Annotated in this window: 20 protein-coding genes; 5 read left to right on the top strand and 15 right to left on the bottom strand. The window is 71.6% G+C overall.

All coding sequences use genetic code 11. The features are described from left to right. The first annotated feature begins 315 nt into the window (after positions 1 to 315). On the top strand, positions 316 to 1,164 hold the full coding sequence (locus tag ACFY3C_RS18240; protein WP_390771436.1) for an SDR family NAD(P)-dependent oxidoreductase: 849 nt from the start codon (positions 316 to 318) through the stop codon (positions 1,162 to 1,164). 475 nt (positions 1,165 to 1,639) lie between these two features. Beyond that, positions 1,640 to 2,458 (top strand): hypothetical protein, encoded by an 819-nt coding sequence (locus ACFY3C_RS18235; RefSeq protein ID WP_390771435.1) that lies wholly within the window; start codon positions 1,640 to 1,642, stop codon positions 2,456 to 2,458. Positions 2,459 to 2,470: 12 nt separating this feature from the next. Here the strand turns inward: ACFY3C_RS18235 and ACFY3C_RS18230 are convergent, their stop codons facing one another. Further along, positions 2,471 to 3,196 (bottom strand): TIGR03943 family putative permease subunit, encoded by a 726-nt coding sequence (locus ACFY3C_RS18230; protein ID WP_390771434.1) that lies wholly within the window; start codon positions 3,194 to 3,196, stop codon positions 2,471 to 2,473. After that, complete coding sequence (locus ACFY3C_RS18225; RefSeq protein ID WP_390771433.1) at positions 3,193 to 4,272, bottom strand: permease; 1,080 nt, start codon at positions 4,270 to 4,272, stop codon at positions 3,193 to 3,195. The genes ACFY3C_RS18230 and ACFY3C_RS18225 overlap by 4 nt, the downstream gene beginning before the upstream one ends. A gap of 164 nt (positions 4,273 to 4,436) precedes the next feature. Here ACFY3C_RS18225 and ACFY3C_RS18220 point away from each other — a divergent pair, with 164 nt between their 5' ends. Continuing rightward, positions 4,437 to 6,293 (top strand): NAD-binding protein, encoded by a 1,857-nt coding sequence (locus ACFY3C_RS18220; protein WP_390771460.1) that lies wholly within the window; start codon positions 4,437 to 4,439, stop codon positions 6,291 to 6,293. A 134-nt stretch (positions 6,294 to 6,427) separates the two neighbouring features. Here ACFY3C_RS18220 and ACFY3C_RS18215 read toward each other — a convergent pair whose 3' ends face one another. Continuing rightward, entirely contained in the window at positions 6,428 to 8,236 is a 1,809-nt protein-coding gene (locus tag ACFY3C_RS18215; RefSeq protein ID WP_390771432.1) for a prolyl oligopeptidase family serine peptidase, read from the bottom strand. A gap of 183 nt (positions 8,237 to 8,419) precedes the next feature. Between ACFY3C_RS18215 and ACFY3C_RS18210 the strand changes: the two genes are divergently transcribed. Further along, the gene (locus ACFY3C_RS18210) at positions 8,420 to 9,244 is read left to right on the top strand and encodes an SURF1 family protein (protein WP_386573082.1); all 825 of its coding nucleotides are present in this window, start codon (positions 8,420 to 8,422) and stop codon (positions 9,242 to 9,244) included. A 56-nt stretch (positions 9,245 to 9,300) separates the two neighbouring features. Here ACFY3C_RS18210 and ACFY3C_RS18205 read toward each other — a convergent pair whose 3' ends face one another. The 9 genes from ACFY3C_RS18205 to ACFY3C_RS18165 form a co-directional block, all read right to left on the bottom strand. Beyond that, entirely contained in the window at positions 9,301 to 10,377 is a 1,077-nt protein-coding gene (locus ACFY3C_RS18205) for a hypothetical protein (RefSeq protein ID WP_390771431.1), read from the bottom strand. A gap of 143 nt (positions 10,378 to 10,520) precedes the next feature. Next, positions 10,521 to 11,213, bottom strand: coding sequence for a SigE family RNA polymerase sigma factor (locus ACFY3C_RS18200; protein ID WP_386573079.1), 693 nt, complete (start codon positions 11,211 to 11,213; stop codon positions 10,521 to 10,523). Between the two features lie 322 nt (positions 11,214 to 11,535). Then, on the bottom strand, positions 11,536 to 12,615 hold the full coding sequence (locus ACFY3C_RS18195) for an aspartate-semialdehyde dehydrogenase (protein WP_386573078.1): 1,080 nt from the start codon (positions 12,613 to 12,615) through the stop codon (positions 11,536 to 11,538). Continuing rightward, positions 12,615 to 13,886, bottom strand: coding sequence for an aspartate kinase (locus ACFY3C_RS18190; protein WP_386573076.1), 1,272 nt, complete (start codon positions 13,884 to 13,886; stop codon positions 12,615 to 12,617). The genes ACFY3C_RS18195 and ACFY3C_RS18190 overlap by 1 nt, the downstream gene beginning before the upstream one ends. A 187-nt stretch (positions 13,887 to 14,073) precedes the next feature. Further along, the gene (locus ACFY3C_RS18185; protein WP_390771430.1) at positions 14,074 to 15,225 is read right to left on the bottom strand and encodes an NUDIX domain-containing protein; all 1,152 of its coding nucleotides are present in this window, start codon (positions 15,223 to 15,225) and stop codon (positions 14,074 to 14,076) included. Then, complete coding sequence (locus tag ACFY3C_RS18180; protein ID WP_390771429.1) at positions 15,225 to 15,803, bottom strand: Uma2 family endonuclease; 579 nt, start codon at positions 15,801 to 15,803, stop codon at positions 15,225 to 15,227. The genes ACFY3C_RS18185 and ACFY3C_RS18180 overlap by 1 nt, the downstream gene beginning before the upstream one ends. Positions 15,804 to 15,853: 50 nt before the next feature. After that, complete coding sequence (locus ACFY3C_RS18175; protein ID WP_390771428.1) at positions 15,854 to 16,831, bottom strand: hypothetical protein; 978 nt, start codon at positions 16,829 to 16,831, stop codon at positions 15,854 to 15,856. Between the two features lie 299 nt (positions 16,832 to 17,130). Continuing rightward, entirely contained in the window at positions 17,131 to 17,313 is a 183-nt protein-coding gene (locus ACFY3C_RS18170) for a DUF397 domain-containing protein (RefSeq protein WP_390771427.1), read from the bottom strand. After that, positions 17,310 to 18,107, bottom strand: coding sequence for a helix-turn-helix domain-containing protein (locus ACFY3C_RS18165; RefSeq protein ID WP_390771426.1), 798 nt, complete (start codon positions 18,105 to 18,107; stop codon positions 17,310 to 17,312). Before ACFY3C_RS18165 ends, ACFY3C_RS18170 begins: the two co-directional genes overlap by 4 nt. A gap of 78 nt (positions 18,108 to 18,185) precedes the next feature. Between ACFY3C_RS18165 and ACFY3C_RS18160 the strand changes: the two genes are divergently transcribed. Continuing rightward, positions 18,186 to 18,626 (top strand): hypothetical protein, encoded by a 441-nt coding sequence (locus ACFY3C_RS18160; RefSeq protein ID WP_390771425.1) that lies wholly within the window; start codon positions 18,186 to 18,188, stop codon positions 18,624 to 18,626. Here ACFY3C_RS18160 and ACFY3C_RS18155 read toward each other — a convergent pair. From ACFY3C_RS18155 to ACFY3C_RS18145, 3 genes are read right to left on the bottom strand one after another with little or no spacing between them, the layout of a single operon-like run. Then, the gene (locus ACFY3C_RS18155; RefSeq protein WP_390771424.1) at positions 18,577 to 19,239 is read right to left on the bottom strand and encodes a DUF5063 domain-containing protein; all 663 of its coding nucleotides are present in this window, start codon (positions 19,237 to 19,239) and stop codon (positions 18,577 to 18,579) included. The genes ACFY3C_RS18160 and ACFY3C_RS18155 overlap by 50 nt on opposite strands. Next, positions 19,232 to 19,831 carry a recombination mediator RecR gene (gene recR, locus ACFY3C_RS18150; protein ID WP_386573066.1) on the bottom strand — a complete coding sequence of 200 codons (600 nt, stop codon included), beginning with the start codon at positions 19,829 to 19,831 and terminating at the stop codon, positions 19,232 to 19,234. Before recR ends, ACFY3C_RS18155 begins: the two co-directional genes overlap by 8 nt. 55 nt (positions 19,832 to 19,886) lie before the next feature. Further along, entirely contained in the window at positions 19,887 to 20,231 is a 345-nt protein-coding gene (locus ACFY3C_RS18145; protein ID WP_145886284.1) for a YbaB/EbfC family nucleoid-associated protein, read from the bottom strand. Positions 20,232 to 20,247 lie beyond the last annotated feature (16 nt).

Raw genomic sequence — 20,247 nt, 5'->3', positions numbered from 1 at the left:
CGCGTATGCGCACGTCAGAGCCCCGTCAGAGAAGGGCGTTCCGTCTTGCCCGGCGGATGCAGGACGGCTTCCATGAAGCCTGTGAACAGCGCCTGGCTTCTCGTCGACCGGCCGCCGAGTCCCGCTCGGCCGTCGCGTCGTCAGCCGCGCTGAACGGAAGCGCCCGCGTCCCGCCGACGCGCGTCCGCCGACGCCGCTTTCCGTGACCCGAGGGGCGCCGTGATCGGCTCCGGCGCCCCTCGCTCCTCCTTCTCCACCGCACGCCCACCACCCCTCACCGGGCCGTGCCGGCGTGCCCGCAACCCCGGATGGGACATGTCCGACTCCGCCCTTTCCTCTCACACCGTCCTGGTCACCGGCGCCACCTCCGGCATCGGCTACGCAACCGCCCGCCGCCTCGCCGAGCGCGGCGCCACCGTGCTGCTGCACGGCCGCACCGCCGAGGAGGCGCGGGCTGCGGCCAACCGTCTCATCGCCACGGCAGGAGTCCACGCAACCCAACTGCACGCGTACGGCGCCGACTTCACCCACCTCGAAGAGGTGGAGACCCTCGCCGGCACAATCGTCTCCGCCCACCCGCACCTGGACGTCCTGGTCAACAACGCGGGCATGGCGGCACCCGAGCGGCACACCGTCACCGCCGACGGCAACGAGATCGCCTTCCAGGTCAACTTCCTCGCCCACTACCTGCTCACGTGCCTGCTGGAGCCGACCCTGACGTTGGGGTATCCCCTGCTCGAGCGAAGTCGAGAGCTTGGGGAAGGCCCGGGCGGCCGGGTCGTGAACGTCTCCTCCTCCCTGCACCGCACGGCCTCCATCCAGTGGGCCGACCCCAACCGCGCCCGCCGCTACTCCCGCCTCGCCGCGTACGCCCAGTCCCAGCTCGCCCTCACGGTCTTCGCGGCCGACCCGCGCGTCACCGCCGTGTCCGTCCACCCGGGCGTCTGCGACACCGCCCTGCTCCCCCTCTACGCCCACGAGGGCGTCTCCCCCACCGAGGGCGCCACGCACGTGGTCCGGCTGTGCGACCCGGCCGTCGAGATCGTCAACGGCGCCTACTACGACCGCGACGAGCGCGTCGACCCCGCCCCGGCCGCGACCGAGGACCGCACCGTCAGGCGCCTCGGCAAACTGGCGGACCTGCTGGTCGGCCGCACCGCTTGAAGAACCCTTCCAGAAGCAGGTGTTGACGTACGTGTCGAAGCGCGCCCGCAAGAAGAAGGCCAACCACGGCTCCAAAGCCGGCCAGAGCTGAACGAGCCCAGCACCGGGGCGAACGGACCACCACCGTCCGCCCCGCCTCACATCCGCAGCCGGTACGGCAGCATGCACAACCACCACGTCAGTGCGGGCCCGCGAAACGGGTCACCCCAATCGGCGAACACAGACAAACGCGTTCGCCTTCACCCGGCTCCGCCTAGCAAGCCGCAGCGGCACTCCGCGCCCGGGAAGCCGGATGCCGCGACGCTCCGCGCCGATGTCACGGGATGCGATTCCTCCCCGGCGTGAGAGCCTCCTCACAAGAGACCAGGTAAATGTGTGCAGGAGTGCCACAAGGGCCGCACACGGTCTTCCGAAAGCCTCGTTAGCGTTGCCGCTCGATCCCACGTGCGAACGCGTCGAATCGGAAAGACCTCACATGGACTACTGCTCCTCGTGCCGTCGGCATCTGAACGGCGCCCTGGTGTGTCCCGGCTGCGGCGCGTACGCCCCGGACATAGCCCCGCACACGCCGCCGGCCGTCCCCGCGGCGCGAGCGGCCGCCCCGTCCGCCACCCCCTCCGCCGCCTGGTACGACGACGATCTCGCTGTCCAGCCCACGCCGTCCGCGAGGGACGAGGCCGCGTCCGACGACGTGGAGGACGCGCCCGCCGCCTCGCAGGGACGGGCCGCCCGGCGCCGCCAGCTGGCCCGGTGGAAGAAGAACAAGCGCCGGGCCGCGGTCGCGTCGGCCGTCGCGCTCGTCGGCGGCGGGCTCACCCTGGCCTCGATGGACCGCCAGTCCCCCGACCGGGCCCAGGCGGCCTCGGCCCCGGACAACCGGCCCATGGGCGCCACCGACGGGGAGACCGACGCCGGCACGCCTCCGGTGTCGGCACCCCCCGGCCACCACCGGTCCCCGCGCACCACGACCCCGGCCCACACCCAGCAGCCCGCGGCCGCCGCCCCGCACCGGCAGACCGCCGCCACCGCACCCCGGACCACCGTGGTGAACACCCACCCGGACGCCGCCGCCGCTCCGGTCCCGGCGCAGACGCCGGCCGCACACCGGCAGACCACCGCCCCGGCCTCCGACGGCAGCAGCACCGGCACCGGCACGGTTGCCCAGCAGCCGTCCACCCCCGCTCCCGCGCCCTCGACCAGCAGCGGCACGGACTCGGGCACGTCCCAAACGAGCCCCTCCCCGGCCGCGACCTCCCCGTCCCAGCTCTGCCTGCTCGTGGTGTGCCTGGGCTGACCGCCCGGTCCGTCAGTTGTTCCAGGTCTCGTCGTACGGATCCTGCGGCGTCGGCACCGGCTTCGCCGAGGTGACCGACAGGTACGGGATCGGGCCGTTGTTGACGGGGTCGTGGGTCAGCTTGGCGGTGTAGGTGCCCGTGACCTCCAGCCAGGCGTCCGGTTGCAGGACCGGGGGCAGCTTTCCGGTGAGGGCGATCTTCACCGGCTGGGCGTCCGCCGCGCAGCAGTTGAGGGCCATGCGGACGAGGTAGGGCGCACCGCTGTGGTCCAGGGCCAGGAAGCCGGTGACGCGGACCGGGCGGCCGTGCAGGGAGCGGCCGTGGCCGTAGGCGGCGCGGGACGCGTAGTCGACCACGCTGAGCGGGACCGGATCACCGGCGGGCAACTTGCCGTAGCCGTACGGCTGTTGCAGTGCGGTGCCGGTGCGCAGGGCGCTGTAGGAGCCCAGGGCCGGCGGTGCGACGAGGATGAGGGAGAGCAGGGGGAGCACGAGGAGCCAGGAGATACGGGGCTCCGGGTGCGCATGGCCGGCGTGGGCGGTGGCCTTCGCCGCCTTGTTCCGCTTGCGCTCGTACCACGCCGTCGCCAGGGCCGCCGCGATCAGGACCACGCCGGAGGCGAGCAGCATCGGTTGCAGGCCCGCCTTGACGTAGCGCAGGTAGAGGTCGGTGGCGCCCGCGTGCAGAAGGGCGGCGCCCAGCAGGAACATCACTGCGGCCTGGGCCTGGCGGTTCACAGGAGCACCGTCCCGGTCACCACGGCGCCCGCGACCGCCAGTGCGAACGTGGCGGGGGCGAAGCGCAGTGCGAAGGCGCGGCCGAAGGTGCCCGCCTGCATCGCGAAGAGCTTGAGGTCGATCATCGGGCCCACCACCAGGAACACCAGCTTGGCCGTCAGGGAGAACTGGGTGAGGGAGGCCGCGACGAACGCGTCCGCCTCCGAGCAGATCGACAGCAGTACGGCCAGTACGGCGAGGGCGAGGACGGAGACCAGGGGGTTGTCGGCCGCCGTGCGCAGCCAGGTCGCCGGGGTCGCCGCCTTCAGCGTGGCCGCGGCCATCGCGCCCAGGACCAGGAAGCCGCCCGCGTGCACGGTGTCGTGCCGGACGGAGTTCCAGAACGTCTCGCCCCTGGTCGCGCCCTCGTGCGCGCCGTGGGCCGGCGGGCGCAGCCAGTCCGTGCGGCCCAGCCGCTGCCACAGCCAGCCCATCGCGCAGGCCACCAGGAGGCTGGCGAGGAACCGGGCCAGGACCATCTCCGGGTTGCGCGGGAAGGCTACGGCCGTGGCGGTCAGGACGATCGGGTTGATCGCGGGGGCCGAGAGGAGGAAGGCCAGGGCCGCCGCGGGGGTCACGCCCCGGCGGACCAGCGCGCCCGCCACCGGCACCGAGGCGCACTCGCAGCCCGGCAGCACCGCGCCCGCCATCCCGGCGACCGGTACGGCCAGGGCGGGCCGGCTCGGCAGGGCGCGGGCGAAGAAGGACGGGGGCACGAAGACCGCGATCGCCGCCGAGAGGAGAACCCCGAGGACGAGGAAGGGCAGCGCCTGGACCGTCACGGCCACGAACACCGTCATCCAGCTCTGCATCAGCGGGGTGCCGAGGACCCCGCGGATCGGGGACTGGGCGAGCACCGCCAGCAGCAGGGTCATGGTGAGGATCAGCGGGGAGCTGAGGCGCCGGCTCTCCTGTCCGTCCTGACCTGCGTGGCCCTCCCGGCCTGCTTGTCCCGGCCGTTCGCCCGGTCCGTCGTCGGACGGGCGCGCCGGGTCGCGTTCGGCGGCGCCGGGCGGGGCGTCTTCGGTGATGGCCACGGGCGAGTACCTCCGGCTGTGCGCTGCCTCTCCCTCCCCATCAATACGCGAGGGCGGGCACGGGTGTTCACTTGGTTGCTGGAACCACCTGTCTCCTTGGAGCAGTCTTTTCCCTCGTGGCGAGCGTTCCGTATCAAGGTGGGTCCGGCGCCCCGGCGGCGCACATGGTGGTCTGCGGTGACGACGGGCTCGCGCACCGGCTGGCGGCCGAGTTGCGCGGAGTCCACGGCGAGCAGGTCACCCTCGTGGTGCCGCCGAGCGAGCGCACGGCACGGCCCCCGGTGGTGGGGCGGGCCCGGGCCGCCTCGGCCGCGTTGCTCGACCGGGTGGTCAGCGCCGCCGTCGGACTGGGCGGTGGCAACGGCGGCAACGGGACGACGGGGAGCGGTGGCAACGGCGGTAACGGCGGCAGTGCCCACCGGGCCGACGGCGAGCGGGTGTTGGAGGCCTTCGAGCTGACGGAGGCGGTGCTCGCCGAGGCCGGTGTGGAACGGGCCGCCGCGCTGGCGCTCGTCCATGACGACGACGAGACCAACATCCGGGCCGCGCTGACCGCCCGTCGGCTCAACCCGCGCCTGCGGCTCGTCCTGCGGCTGTACAACCGTCGGCTGGGCCAGCACATCGAGGAACTCCTCGACCAGGCGGCCGCGTTGGCGTCCGGCGCGACGGCGGCCGATGGTGCGGAGGCGTCCACGACCGTGCTGTCCGACGCCGACACCGCCGCGCCCGCGCTGGCCGCGGCCGCCGTCGCCGGCACGACCAAGGTCGTACAGACCGAGAGTCTGCTGCTGCGGGCCGTGGAGCGGGCGCCGTCCGGGGACGGGCAGATCGCCGCTCCGGGGCTGTGCACCCTGGCCCTGCTCTCGGCGCCCGGCAGGGATCCGGCCGGGGCGGACGGGTCCGACGGCGGCAGGGAGCAGGAACCCGTGCTGCTGCCGGACGACGAGGAGGTGCGGCAGGCCGCCGGGCGGGCCGCCGTGGTGCTGGAGCAGGTGTCCTCCTTCGGCGGTCCCGAGGCGGCCGCGGCGGGGCGCGGGATGGGGGTCGTACCGCCGCTCGCCTCCCTCTTCTCGCGGCGGCTGCGGTGGTCGCTGGCGGGGCTCGTGGGGTGTGTGGTCGCGCTCGCCGTCGCGCTGTGGGTGGTCACCGGGATCCATCCGCTGGGGGCCTTCTACCTGACGCTGCTGGACCTGTTCGCGATCGACGATCCGGCGCTCGGGGCGTCCCTCGGGCGGCAGATCCTCCAACTCCTCTCCGGGCTGGTCGGGTTGCTGTTGCTGCCGGTGCTGCTGGCGGCGGTGCTCGAGGCGCTGGGCACCTTCCGGACGGCGTCCGCGCTGCGCAAGCCGCCCCGCGGGCTCGGCGGGCATGTGGTGCTGCTGGGCCTCGGGAAGATCGGTACACGGGTGCTGACCCGGCTGCGGGAGCTGCACATTCCCGTGGTGTGCGTGGAGTCCGACCCGGAGGCGCGGGGGCTCGCGACCGCGCGGCGGCTGCGGGTGCCGGTGGTGCTGGGCGATGTCACCCAGGAGGGGGTGCTGGAGGCCGCGAAGATCCACCGGGCGCACGCACTGCTCTCGGTGACCAGCGCGGACACGACGAATCTGGAGGCCGTGCTGTACGCGCGGTCGGTGCGGCCGGATCTGCGGGTGGTGCTGCGGCTGTACGACGACGACTTCGCGACCGCGGTGTACCGGACCCTGCGGGCCGCGCATCCGCAGGCGTCCACGCGCAGCCGGAGCGTGTCGCATCTGGCCGCCCCCGCGTTCGCCGGGGCGATGCTGGGGCGGCAGGTGCTGGGGGCGATTCCGGTGGAGCGGCGGGTGCTGCTGCTCGCCGCGGTCGAGGTGGCCGGGCATCCGGAGCTGGAGGGGCACAGCATGGCCGAGGCGTTCCGGGCGGGGGCGTTCCGGGTGCTGGCGCTGGAGGGCCGCGCCGACGTTCCCGGCGACTACGTGCTCCGCAAGGGGGACCGGGTCGTCGTTGCCGCTACTCGCCGGGGGCTGGCCGAGCTGGGCTGACCCACCCAGGGGGCTCCGCCCCCTGGACCCCCGCTTCCTACCCGCCCACCCGTCTCGGTCGGCTGGAAAGCGCCCCGACCCGCCCCGGCTCGGGGCGGGTGGGAAAGCGCGGCTCGGCCGGTCAAAAGGTCGGCTCACATCCCACCCAAGTGCCTCCCCGCGAACTCCATCTCCAGTCTCAGCTGCTTGATCCGCTCGTCCACCACCAGTGAGCCGTGCCCGGCGTCGTAGCGGTACACCTCGTGGACCGCGCCGCGGGCCTCCAGGCGCTTGACGTAGTTGTCGATCTGGCGGATCGGGCAGCGGGGGTCGTTGACGCCCGCGGAGATGTAGACCGGGGCCTTGACCTGGTCGACGTAGGTCAGCGGGGAGGACGCCTCGAAGCGCTCCGGGACCTCCTCGGGGGTGCCGCCCAGCAGGGTGCGGTCCATGGCCTTCAGGGACTCCATCTCGTCGTGGTACGCGGTGACGTAGTCCGCGACCGGCACGACCGCGATGCCCACCGCCCACGCCTCCGGCTGGGTGCCGACGCCGAGGAGGGTGAGGTAGCCGCCCCAGGAGCCGCCGGTGAGGACCATGCGCTCGGGGTCGGCGAGGCCGGAGCCGATCGCCCACTCGCGAACGGCGGCCACGTCCTCCAGCTCGATCAGGCCGACCCGGTGCTTCAGGGCGTCCGTCCAGGCGCGGCCGTATCCCGTGGAGCCGCGGTAGTTGATGCGGATCACCGCGTAGCCCCGGTCCACCCAGGCGGCCGGGCCGGCGGCGAAGGAGTCGCTGTCGTGCCAGGTCGGGCCGCCGTGCAGGTCGACGATCGTGGGGAGGGGGCCGGTTGTGCCTGCGGGCTTCTGGATCAGGGCGTGGATGCGGCCGCCGGGGCCCTCCACCCACGCGTCCTCGACCGGCACGGACGGCGGGCACGTCATGCCGGGCGGGTCCAGGACGACCTCGCCGGTGGTGGAGCGGACCGCGGGCGGCTCGGCGGCCGACGACCACAGGTACTCCACGCTGCCGTCGGGGCGGGCGGTCGCCCCGGAGACGGTGCCGGGCGGGGTGGGGATGCGGGTCAGCTCGCGCGCCGCCGGGTCGTAGCGGAACAGCTCGCTGCGGGCCTCGAAGCTGTGGGCGATGAGCAGGGCGCTGCCGTCCGGGTACCACTCGGCGGCGACGTCGCCGGGCAGGTCGAGGGCGAGGTCGCTCTCCTCGCCCGTCGCCACGTTCCACACCAGCGGTTCCCAGCGGCCCCGGCGCTGGTGGCCGATGAGGAGGCGGGTGTCGCCGTCCACGGGTGCGAAGCCGAGGATCTCCAGGCCCAGCTCCTCGCTGCCGCCCTTGGTGTCGTCCAGCTCGGCGACCGTCGTGCCGTCCGGGCGCAGCACACGGAGGGCCGCGTGCATGGCGTCGCCGTGCTCGGTGTGCTCGATCGCGATCAGGGAGCCGTCGTAGGAGAGGTCGCCGACGCCCGCCGACTCGCGGTGCCGGTAGATCTCGACCGGGTCCTCGCCCTCGCGCGCGAGGTGGATGGTCGTGCCGTCCTCGTCCGTCGAGCGGCCGACCACCGCCGTGCGCCCGTCACGGGCGAGGCCCAGGCCGGCCGGGTAGGAGGGCTCCAGGCCGGGCACGGCGGTCTCGTCCGCCCCGCCCGCGAAGGGCTGGCGGCGCCAGATGCCGAACTCGTCGCCGTCCTTGTCGTCGAACCACCAGATCCACGTGCCGTCCGGGGAGAGCACGCCGTCCGTCGTGCCGTTCGGCCGGTCCGTCGCCTGCCGCTGCTCGCCCGTCGCCCGGTCCCAGGCGTACAGCTCGTACGTGCCCGTCGCGTTCGACACGAACAGGGAGCGGTCCGGCGCGTCCTCCGCCCAGTCGGGCAGCGAGACCCGCGGCGCCCTGAAGCGCTTCTCCCAGTCCGGCATGTCCGGTGTGTCCGGCGTCCTGCTCTCACTCATGGCCCCAGTCATGCGCCCATATTGCCTGGCCCCACCCACAATGCGCTGGCCGGTGTACCCAGCCTGTGGATAACTTCCCGACCGCGCCCACCGCCTCCGCACCTCGCGCCCACCCACTGCGCACACACGTCTGAGCCGAACCCCCCGCCCGAGCACCCGGAACGGCGCCGTACCGTTGAGGGCGTGTACCGGTTTCTGCTGACACCCCGCTGGTGGGGCATCAACGTCTTCGTGCTGCTCGCCATCCCGTTCTGCGTCTTCATGGGGTCGTGGCAGCTGAGCCGGTTCGAGGGGCGGGTGCAGGACCACCGCGCCGCGACCGAGCAGGCCGCCTCCGGCAGACACGAGGCGGCCCGTCCGCTGGCCGAGATGCTGCCCGTCGACAAGAGCACCTCGGGACGCCGGGCCACCGCGAGCGGCCGGTACGGCAGGCAGCTGCTCGTGCCGGGCCGGGAGCTGGACGGCAAGCAGGGCTTCTACGTCCTGACGCTGCTGCGCACCGACTCCGGCAGGGCGCTGCCCGTGGTACGGGGCTGGCTGCCCGGCAAGGCGGATCCGGCGAAGGCCCCCGCCGCGCCGGCCGGTGAGGTCAGCGTCACCGGCGCGCTGCAGGCCTCCGAGACCCCGGGGGACAACGGAGTCGGTGCCCAGGGCGGGCTGCCCGCCGGGCAGACGGCGGCGATCAGCGCGGCCTCGCTGGTGAACCTGGTGCCGGACAAGCTCTACGACGCCTGGGTCACGCTCGACAAGGCCGACGCGGGGATGAAGGCCGTGCCCGCGACCGCGCCGGCCGGCACCGGTCTCGACCTGAAGGCGTTCCAGAACCTCGGCTACACCGGGGAGTGGTTCGTCTTCGCGGGCTTCGTGGTCTTCATGTGGTTCCGGCTGCTGCGCCGCGAGGTGGAGTTCCAGCGGGACGCGGCGCTCGGCCTGGTGCCGCAGGAACAGGAGGAGCAGGACGGGCAGGAAGGGCAGGAGGACACCTCCGCCCCGGCCGCCACGGTCTGACCACGGCCCCCGGCCACGGCCTCGGACCACGCGGCTCCTGACCACGCGGTTCCTGACTACGCCCCCGCGAGCACCTCGGTGTAGTACACCGTCCCGGCGCACGCGTTCGGCACGGTCGCCGAGATGGTGGGCGAGCCCACCTGCGCGGTGTGGGTGACCAGGACGCTGCCGTCGGCCGTCGCGCCGTCCTCGGTGACGAGCTGGGTGGTGGTGCCGGAGGACGTGGTGCCGGTGTCCGTGCTCCCGGTGGCGCCGGCGTCCTGGGAGGGCGTCGGGTCGGGCGAGGGACCGCCGGTGTCCGAGCCGCCGGTGGTGGGGGTGCCACCGGTGGCGGGGCAGGCCTCGGAGGGCACGAAGGCGAACTTCTCCTCGTAGGCCGCACCCGGCTGCAGGACAAGACCCGCGACCTCCAGGGAGGGGTCGGGCAGGGAGGCCGCCGCGTCCCCGGCCACATGCCGGGCGCTGAGGACCTTGGCGGGATCCGCGGCCCCCTGCGCCGAGGCGCCGATCGTGCCCGGGCCGCCGACGGTGCAGCCGGCGGTGGAGATGTTGGTGACGCGGAAGGTGCCGTAGACGACACCCGCGGAGTCGGGGGCGTCGACGGTCTGGGTGGCGGAGCCGAGCTGGGCCGCCGTGCACACCGGGGTGCCCGCGGCGAGGGTGGCCGACGGGTTGGCGCCGGTGGACGAGCCGGTGCCGTTGCCGCCGGTCTTGCTCGGCTCACCGCCCTTGGTGCCGTCCTTGCCGTGCCCGGGGGTCTTGCCGGGGGAGCCGCCGACGCTGCTGGAGCCGCCGTCCGGGCCCTTGCCCTGGGTGGCGCCGCCCTGGGCCTGGGAACTCTGCCCGGCCATGGCGGTGTTGGGGTCGGTGCCGGCGGAGTTCGAGACGTGGATCAGCGCGGGGACCGCTGTGCCCACGAACAGGGCGGCGGCCGCCATGCCGACGGCGGCCTGGCGCTTGCGGGCCCGTCGGGCGGGCACCGCCTTGCGCAGATGGTCCAGCGTGCCGGTGCGCGGTTCCAGGTCGTCGACCGCGGAGTGCAGCAGTCGGCGCAGGTCCAGCTCGTCCGAGCCGAGCCCGTCCGGGCCCGGGCCTAGCCCCTCGGGGCCCTTTTCATCGGGGCCGTGGTTCACAGTTCCGTTCCCAGCGTGCGATTGCGTGTGCTCTTGTTCGTGCTGCTTCGTCGGCTCGTGCCGAGCGTAGGGCTCATGGCGTCCCTCGGAGTGGCCTTCACTGGAAGGGCCTTCATGGGAATCGCCCCCTTCGGCGTGCTCGCTCATGCCGGTGCCTCCATGGCTACCCGCAGCGCGGCGATGCCCCGCGAGCCGTACGCCTTCACCGAGCCCAGCGAGATGCCGAGCGTCTCGGCGACCTGGGCCTCCGTCATGTCCGCGAAGTAGCGCAGGACGAGGACCTCGCGCTGGCGGCGCTGCAGGCCCTTCATCGCCTTGATGAGGTCGCGCCGCTCCAGCGAGTCGTAGGCGCCCTCCTCCGCGCTCGCCATGTCCGGCATCGGCTTGGAGAGGAGCTTCAGGCCGAGGATGCGCCGGCGCAGGGCGGAGCGGGACAGGTTGACGACCGTCTGCCGCAGGTAGGCCAGGGTCTTCTCGGGGTCGCGGACGCGCTTGCGGGCCGAGTGGACGCGGATGAAGGCCTCCTGCACGACGTCCTCGCAGGAGGCGGTGTCGTCGAGGAGGAGCGCGGCGAGGCCCAGCAGGGAGCGGTAGTGCGCCCGGTAGGTCTCGGTGAGGTGGTCGACGGTCGTGCCGGCGACCGCGGTGTCCGCGGTGGCGGTGGCGGCCGCCGTGTCGTCGGAGCCGTCACGCTGACTGGGTATGCGGGCGGGCCGCGCTGCGGGCATGGGCGCGATCACCGGCATGCCGCCGGGAATGCGCGGCCGGAGCGCCGCGCGGGGCGGCCGGAGCGCGGCGGTGCCGCGGGCCGCACTGAGTTCGAGTACCTCTGCCACGCCAGTTGGACACGTCTCCCCCCGCCAGGGTTGTACGTGCCGGGCGTCACATGTCCGACAACCGATGGTGTCCCAAGTGCCGTCATGCGTCCCGCTCTTCCCCTATATCCCATTTGAACGGGCGTCCCCACGCCCCGATCACGGCGTCCCCACGCCAGGATCCTCACGTCCCACGCCCCGCAAAGGTGACCGCAAAGACGCTCCCCGCCCTTCGCATGGTTGCGAGGAGCGGGGAGGAGAATCCTCTGTCGCCGGGGAGCGCGGTTCAAGCTTTTTTGACCATGCTCCCGGCCACATTTCTTAACTGGATCCTACAAACGTCTTATCCGCGGGTGGATGCCTCTCCCCGGAATTCCGCGGCGACCAGCTCGGCGATCTGCGCGGTGTTGAGCGCGGCGCCCTTGCGCAGGTTGTCGCCGCAGACGAAGAGTTCGAGCGCGGTCGGGTCGTCGAGGGCCCGGCGCACCCGCCCGACCCAGGTCGGGTCGGTGCCCACCACGTCGGCGGGGGTGGGGAACTCACCGGCGGCGGGGTCGTCGTAGAGCACGACACCGGGCGCGGTGGCGAGGATCTCGCGGGCGCCGTCGACGGTCACCTCGCCCTGGAAGCGGGCGTGGACGGTGAGCGAGTGCGTGGTGATCACCGGCACCCGGACACAGGTCACGGCGACCGGCAGCTGCGGCAGTCCGAGGATCTTGCGGGACTCGTCCCGCACCTTCATCTCCTCCGACGACCAGCCGTCCTCCCTGAGCGATCCGGCCCACGGGACGACGTTCAGCGCGACCGGCTCCGGGAAGGGCCCGGTGTCGTCCCCGACGGCCCGCCGTACGTCGCCGGGCTTGGTCCCCAGCTCGGTCCCGGCGACCAGGGACAGCTGGGCCCGCAGCGTCTCGACCCCGGCCCGGCCCGCCCCGCTCACCGCCTGGTACGACGACACCACCAGCTCGCGCAGCCCGAACTCGGCGTGCAGCGCGCCCAGGGCGACGATCATCGACAGGGTCGTGCAGTTGGGGTTGGCGACGATCCCGCGCGGCCTGTTTCGCACCGCGTGCGGATTGACCTCCGGGACGACGAGGGGCACGTCCGGGTCCATCCGGAAGGCGCCCGAGTTGTCGACGACGACCGCACCGCGCGCGGCGGCGATCGGCGCCCACTCGGCGGAGACCTCGTCGGGCACGTCGAACATGGCGATGTCGACCCCGTCGAAGGCGTCCTCCGTGAGGGCCACCACCTCGACCTCCTCCCCGCGCACGGCCAGCTTGCGGCCGGCCGAGCGCCGGGAGGCGATCAGACGGATCTCGCCCCAGACGTCCGCGCGCTGGGACAGGATCTGGAGCATGACCGCGCCGACGGCTCCGGTCGCACCCACGACCGCGAGCGTCGGCTTCCCGGTCGGCGCCATTACCGGCCCGTGCCTCCGTAGACGACGGCCTCGTCGGTGTCGGAGTCGAGGCCGAAGGCGGTGTGCACGGCGCACACGGCCTCCTGCACGTCGTCGGCACGGGTGACGACCGAGATGCGGATCTCCGACGTCGAGATCAGCTCGATGTTCACGCCCGCGTTGCTCAGCGCCTCGAAGAAGGAGGCCGTGACGCCCGGGTTGGTCTTCATACCGGCGCCGACGAGGGAGATCTTGCCGATCTGGTCGTCGTAGCGCAGCGAGTCGAAGCCGATGCCCGCGCGGTTCTTCTCCAGCGCGTCGATGGCCTTGCGGCCCTCGGTCTTCGGCAGCGTGAAGGAGATGTCGGTCAGGCCCGTGGAGGCCGCCGACACGTTCTGCACGACCATGTCGATGTTGATCTCGGCATCGGCGATGGTCCGGAAGATCGCGGCAGCCTCACCCGGCTTGTCCGGCACGCCGACGACCGTGATCTTGGCCTCGGAGGTGTCGTGCGCGACACCGGAGATGATGGCCTGCTCCACCTTCTTGTCCCCAATCGGCTCACTGCTGACCCACGTGCCCTGCAGCCCGCTGAAGCTGGACCGGACATGGATCGGGATGTTGTATCGGCGGGCGTACTCCACACAGCGGTGGAGCAGCACCTTGGAGCCGGAGGCGGCGAGCTCCAGCATGTCCTCGAAGGAGATCCAGTCGATCTTCTTCGCCTTCTTCACCACACGCGGGTCGGCGGTGAACACGCCGTCGACGTCGGTGTAGATCTCGCAGACCTCGGCGTCGAGCGCGGCGGCCAGCGCCACGGCCGTGGTGTCGGACCCACCGCGGCCCAGCGTGGTGATGTCCTTCTTGTCCTGGCTGACGCCCTGGAACCCGGCGACGATCGCGATGTTGCCCTTGTTCAGGGAGTCCCGGATACGGCCGGGCGTGACGTCGATGATCCGGGCTTTGTTGTGGACCGAGTCGGTGATGACGCCTGCCTGGCTGCCGGTGAACGACTGGGCCTCGTGGCCCAGGTTTTTGATCGCCATCGCCAGCAGAGCCATGGAGATCCGCTCTCCGGCGGTCAGCAGCATGTCGAATTCGCGCCCGGCAGGCATCGGAGAAACCTGCCCGGCGAGATCGATCAGCTCGTCCGTCGTGTCGCCCATCGCGGAAACGACGACAACCACCTGGTTGCCGTTCTTCTTCGCTTCCACGATCCGCTTGGCGACGCGCTTGATGCCTTCGGCATCGGCTACGGAGGAGCCTCCGTACTTCTGCACGACAAGGCCCACGTGCGCTCCTCGCTCGGTTCGTTTGTGTCGGCTCAGTCTAACGAGCGTCCGAAATCCACCATCCTGCTCCCGCATGGTGAGACGTCGGGAGGCGGAAGGCCGACACGCTCGCGACCGGAACCTGCCCAGCACACGGCACACCACGCGAAACGTGCCCCGGGTCACAGTGGCCACTGTGAATTAAGTTTCAAGCAAAGCCGGTGAAGTGGGCCGGAGGGTGGTCGATCGGGAGGTCGGGGCGCCAGGCGGTGAGGATCTGGGCGCTGCATTCGAAGAGGCCTGGCGGCAGCGCGTCCAGGGGCCACCAGCGCCAGTCGCCGACGCTCTCGTTCGGTTGGTCGGCCGGTTCGCCGCGCCAAGCGGTGACGATCGCGCCGACGGTGATCCGGACGACCCCGCCGACCTGGTCGACGAGCGTTCCCAGAAGGCGGACGTCCGCCGGGTCGGCGTGCAGACCGGTCTCCTCGGCGAGTTCGCGAACCACCGTCTCCTGCAGTGACTCGCCCGGCTCCACGGTCCCGCCGGGCAGCTCGAACGTCCCGCGCCGGTGCCGGCCCAGCAGCACACCACGGGGTCCGAGCAGCACGGCGCCGACACCGACCGCCGCATGTGCGACGGGCGGCTTGACGGTACGCGGGCGGGAGGTGACACGGGCGGGCCGACGGACCTGGAAGAGCCGGTAGGAAGCGTGGTTGCCCTCTTCCGGAGCGTCGAGGACGGTGACGTCCTCCACGCGCAGCCCATGCTGCACGAGCAGGTCTTCCCAGAGTTCCGGGGTGAGCACCCACATCTGGCCGGTCAGCTCTCCGCCGCCGGCCAGCCGCAGGATCTCGGGGCGGGGAGTGACGGCCGAATCAGGGCCGTCTCCTTGGGAGTTGGTGTGCAGCACGGTGAAGCACAGCCGGCCGGCCGGCTTGAGGGCCGGGGCCAGGGCGGGCAGCAGCCGGTGGGGGTCGAGGAAGTGGAGCGCGCTGAGGGAGTAGATGACGTCGTACGACGCCGCCGTGCGCAGGTGCTCGACGGCGTCCGCGTGGACCAGCCGGAGTCCGGGCAGATCCGGGTAGCGGGTGCGGGCTCGCTCGACCTGGCTGGACGAGGCGTCGACCGCGTCCAGCACCGCCCCGTAGGTGCGCACGAGATGTGCGGCATGCCGAGCCGTCCCGCAGCCGAGGTCCAGCACACGCCGCCCCGTCAGCTCCCCGAGCGCCTCGTCTCCCGGCCCGGTTCCCCCGGGGCCCCAGGCAATCCGGTCCACGTCGGGCAGGGGCGTACCGCGCCGGATGTGATGGATCCCGTAGGAGTGCCATGTCTCGGCGTTGATCTCCTCGGCACCGCGCATCAGTCGACGTACTCCTTCAGCGGCTCGGTGTCCAAGGTGATGTCCACCGGGTCGGGGAGCTTGACAGTCGCTCCGAAAGGCAGCTTTTCCTCTCGGCGGTAGCGGCCCTCCTCGGGCTGGCTGAACACGATGACAGAGCAGGCGTCACGGTCGATGAGGAGGTAGACGGGGATACCGGCGGCTGCGTAGCCCTCGGGTTTCTCCACTCGATCGCGCTGGTGCGTGGCGGAGTCGTGCGAGGTGACCTCTACGGCCATGAGGACGCCTTCAGCCTCGGACCAGTCCGCATGCCCCACAGGGAATCCAAACGGCGCGAGAACGCCGTCCGGGCGAGCCCGTCCGTTGCGGTAACGCTCGACCTTCATGCCACGGTCGCCATACAGCCACAGCTCGGGACGATGCTGCATGCACAGCCTCTGCAACCAGGCGATGATCTGGTCGTGGTTGCCATCGGTCACGGGCTTGACCTGGACCTTTCCCCTGATGAACTCCAGCCGTACGTTCTCCGGGGCGTGGCGTTCCAGCTCCTCGAACTCCTCGACGGACATCTGCGGCCGGTGCTCGGTCCTGGGGGTCATGGCGTCGCCTCCTCGGCTCCATGGTGCCCTGACCGGCACGTCCTGCACGCTCATACGCCCTCCCACAGCGCCTTGCCCCCGGACGAGCGGAGCCCACCCGCCGCCCGCACCTGGGCTGCCCAGCGGTGCACCTCCTCGGCACTGGGGACCGGCCCGGCAAGAAACGTCTCCGGCACTGGCGCGATCGGCTCCCCGCCGGGCGTGTCCAGACCGAGCTCCACCCGGCACTCCTGGCACACGCCGCCGACGATCTCCACGGTCCGCTCGTCCGCGTCGCACGTGACGCAGGCGAGCAGCACCCGATCGACACGCCCACGGAGCCGGGTCTTCTTCTGACTCACCTTGGCCTTCTTCGGCGGCATCCTTTTCTCCAGTCGATCACGGGCGAGTCCGCCCGGGTTGGTCACGGGGTTCGGAAGTCCGGCGGTGAGCGCGCGGGTGATGTCCTCAGCGGTCGAGCCCCGCGACAGCCACTCCGCGGCGAGGGATTCGAGAGACCGGCAGTCGGATTCGGACAGCGGCATACGGCGGTCCGTTTCGCGCAGTTCCGCAAGGGTCCGGTACGCCACCGTGGGCTGCGGCTCGTCGTCCGGCGCCTGGCCGGCATCGGCCTCCGGCGGCGTCCGCTCGGCCTTCTCGACGCGGGCCAGTCCGTCGTGGTGGTGGTCGGTCACGATCCTGCCGTTGCGCGACCGCGCGAATTCCTGCCACCACTCCACCGACCTGGGAGTACGCGACCAGTACGTCCGGGTGACCCACCGCATCGAGTTGTCCTCAAGGGTGATGTGCTCCCGGATCCGATACAGGTGCCCGGCACGGCTGAGACGCCCCTGCGCAGCGCGCACCGCTTGCTGGCCGTAGAGCGGGTGCACCGCGGCGATCGCCTTGTAACCCGCCGCATGGCCGTTCTCAAGGCGGTCCATGAAGATGGCGAGGTCGCGTTCACGCCCACTCAGGTGTGCGAAGTCCGCGTCGGCGTGCGGGTCTTCGTCACCGGTAGAGCGTTTGCCGTAACCCGTTTTGGCCATCGGGTGAGACGGGGACGGCAGGGCGGGGCTAGGCTGGGCGTAAGCCACGAGCGAGGCTCCTCGGTTGCGTAGGTGTCGAGGTCCCTCGATACGTAGGTCCAGGCCCCGGAGCCGGTGTTGGAGCACCGACCGGGGCCGATCTATTTGCCGCGAACCTAGAGCGGCTTTACGTTCCGACGCAAGCCGATCACGGAATGTCACTCATTCGAGGTAGGCGGCCTTAACTCACCTACAGGCCTGGTTGGTTGGGAGGTTTTCACCCAGCCCAAAGACCCAGAGAAGGGCTCGAAGCCCGAGGCTCAAGCTCCCGGCTGAAGTGCGGAGACGAAGGCCGACCAGGCGGGGGCGGGGAGGTGGATCTCCGGGCCGGCGGGGTTCTTGGAGTCGCGGATGTGGATGCCGGTGGCGAACGCTACTTCGACGCAGGCGCCGCCCTCATCATCGCTATAGCTGGACTTGAACCACTGCTGCGGCTCGCTCATCGGTGCTTCACCATCTCCTCTATGAAACCGGCGGACTCAGCAGGGCTGAGTGCCAGCGCGCGGATCATGCTCATCCGCTCGGTCACGTTACTGATGGTCGCCGGGTCGGCGGAGAGTTCACTCGCGAACTGTCCCTCCGTGAAGGCGAAGCGCTCGTGGTCCCGGGTCTCCAGTAGCACCATGGGGCCCATCAACGCCGCGGGGAACGTGGCCCGTTCGAACGGAAGCACCTGGATGTGGACGTTCGGCTGGCGTGATTCCACGAGCAGTCGGTCCAACTGCTCGGCGTTCACGAACGGGCTGCGCAGGACCGCCTCGTAGAAGACAAAACACAGGCCGACCGGCGGTTTACGTGAAGCCATGGTCGCCTGCCGCTCCATGCGCCCCTCGACCCGTGTCGCGATCGTCTCGTCGTCCAGCGGCGGGTACCGGTTCTCGATCAGCCTGCGCGCGTACTCCTCTGTCTGCAGGAGGCCCGGCACCAAGGTGGTCTCGTACCACCACATGGTGATCGCCTCCTTCTCCCGCTCCATGAACTCCTGCGCCCTGGGCGGGAACTTCTCCCTGCTGAGGTATTCCTTCGCCGCGCTCAGCATCCCGTCCGCCCGGCACAAGTCGTCGGCCGCGTCGAGGACTCGGGGCGTCGGCATCCGTACCCCTTGCTCCATCGCCTTGATGGTGTCCGGGGAGCAGTTGGAGGCGGCGGCCAACTGCTCGCGCGAGACGTTGGCTTTGGTGCACCAGCGTTTCATCTGGTTGCCGCTGAAGCGCCACATGGGCGGCGACTGGGACACAGCTCGCACCTCCGACCGGTACACCTCGGCGTGTAGCACCTGGGTCACTACCGAGGGTAGCCGCGCGGACGCCACCGTGTGACCATGACGAACGCAATTCACCGGCCCGCCTGGGTCCCCACCCGTGGGCACCGACTGCGCGTGGCCGGCGTCCACTTCGACGCCGTGCGGATCGAGGGGCGCGGGGGCGAGACCGTGGCGGAGTGGCTGATCGAGCGGGCCGACGGGGACGCAGGGCCGATCGTGTGCGAGGGCGGCGGCAGGAATCGGTGGGTGTACTTCCTGCTGCGGCCCGGGGTCGCACACCGCTACGACTGGCCGCTCGGCGTGCAGCACTTCGGCCGACGGGCGGACCGTAGCGTGACCTACATCGGGATCCCGGCGCTGGACGGCGACACCTGGCCGCTGCGCTGGTACAGCGAGCCGACGCCGACCGCGCCGTACGTCGACACGGAGGCGCTGATCGGGATCACTTCCCCGGGCGCATCCCCAGCGGTCCGCCGATCTCCTCCGCCATGACCCGGCCCGCCTCGAACTCCAGGGTCTCGTCGCCCATGGTGGCCTGGTCGGTGTCGAGGCCGTCCAGTTCGTCCAGGGGCTGATTGAGGCGGACGTGCGCCACCAGGGACTGGAGGGCGCGGAGGGTGGCGGAGGCGGTGCCGCCCCAGTTGGAGAAATAGGAGAACTGCCACCACCACAGGGCCTCCGTGGTGCGGCCCGCGCGGTAGTGGGCCATGCCGTGGCGGAGGTCGGTGACGACGTCGGCGAGGTCGTCGGAGATACGGGCCGGGACGGGGGCCGTCCGGGGCTCGTAGGGGTCGAAGACCTCGGAGTAGACGTCGATGGGGTCGAGGAGCCGGGCCAGGTTCTCGCGGAGCGCGTCCACGTCCGCCTCGGGGCCGAGGTCGGGCTCGTAGCGCTCGTCGGGGACGATGTCCTCGTGCGCGCCGAGACGGCCGCCGGCCAGGAGGAGCTGGGAGACCTCCAGAAGCAGGAAGGGGACGGCCGAGTCGGGTTCGTCGCCCTTCGCCACCTCCGTGACGGCCACCAGGAAGCTCTCGACCTGGTCCGCGATCTGGACCGCGAAGTCGTCCGGGTTGTGCCCGGTCGCGTGCAGCGTGGCGTCAGACATCTAGGAGTCGTCTCCCCTCGAAGGCGCGGCCGAGGGTGACCTCGTCCGCGTATTCCAGGTCGCCACCCACCGGGAGGCCGCTGGCCAGGCGGGTGACCTTGAGGCCCATGGGCTTGATCATGCGGGCGAGGTACGTGGCCGTGGCCTCGCCTTCCAGATTCGGGTCCGTGGCCAGGATCAACTCCGTGACCGTCCCGTCGGCCAACCGCGCAAGAAGTTCTCGTATACGCAGGTCGTCGGGGCCGACGCCCTCGATCGGGCTGATCGCGCCGCCGAGCACGTGGTAACGGCCGCGGAACTCGCGGGTGCGCTCGATGGCGACGACGTCCTTGGGCTCCTCCACGACACAGATGACCGAGGCGTCGCGGCGAGGATCGCGGCAGATGTTGCACAGCTCCTCCTGTGCCACGTTGCCGCAGGTCGCGCAGAAGCGGACCTTCGCCTTCACCTCGAGGAGGGCCTGGGCGAGCCGGCGGACGTCCGTCGGCTCCGCCTGCAGGATGTGGAAGGCGATCCGCTGCGCGCTCTTGGGACCGACGCCGGGCAGCCGCCCCAGCTCGTCGATGAGGTCCTGAACCACGCCTTCGTACAACGGACTGCCCTTCCTGGAGTCTTTCAGTACGTACGGTAGTTGGCCACGGCCCGTCTTAGAAAGGCAGGCCGGGGATGCCGCTGCCGCCGCCCAGGCCCTGCGCCAGGGGGCCCAGCTTCTGCTGCTGGAGCGTCTGCGCGTTCTCGTTGGCCGCCTGGACGGCCGCGACGATGAGGTCGGCGAGGGTCTCGGTGTCCTCCGGGTCCACCGCCTTCGGGTCGATCTTCAGGCCGCGCAGCTCGCCGGAACCGGTGACGGTGGCCCGTACCAGTCCGCCGCCCGCCTGCCCGTCGACCTCCGTGTTCGCCAGTTCCTCCTGCGCCCGCTGCAGGTCCTGCTGCATCTTCTGGGCCTGCTGGAGCAACTGCTGCATGTTGGGCTGGCCACCACCGGGGATCACGATCAGCTCCTGGTTC

Origin of the sequence: Streptomyces sp. NPDC001410, assembly GCF_042895235.1 — a bacterium.
Lineage (GTDB): Bacteria > Actinomycetota > Actinomycetes > Streptomycetales > Streptomycetaceae > Streptomyces.
The sequence above is the reverse complement of the archived record's forward strand: the minus strand, read 5'-3'. Positions and strand labels throughout refer to the sequence as shown.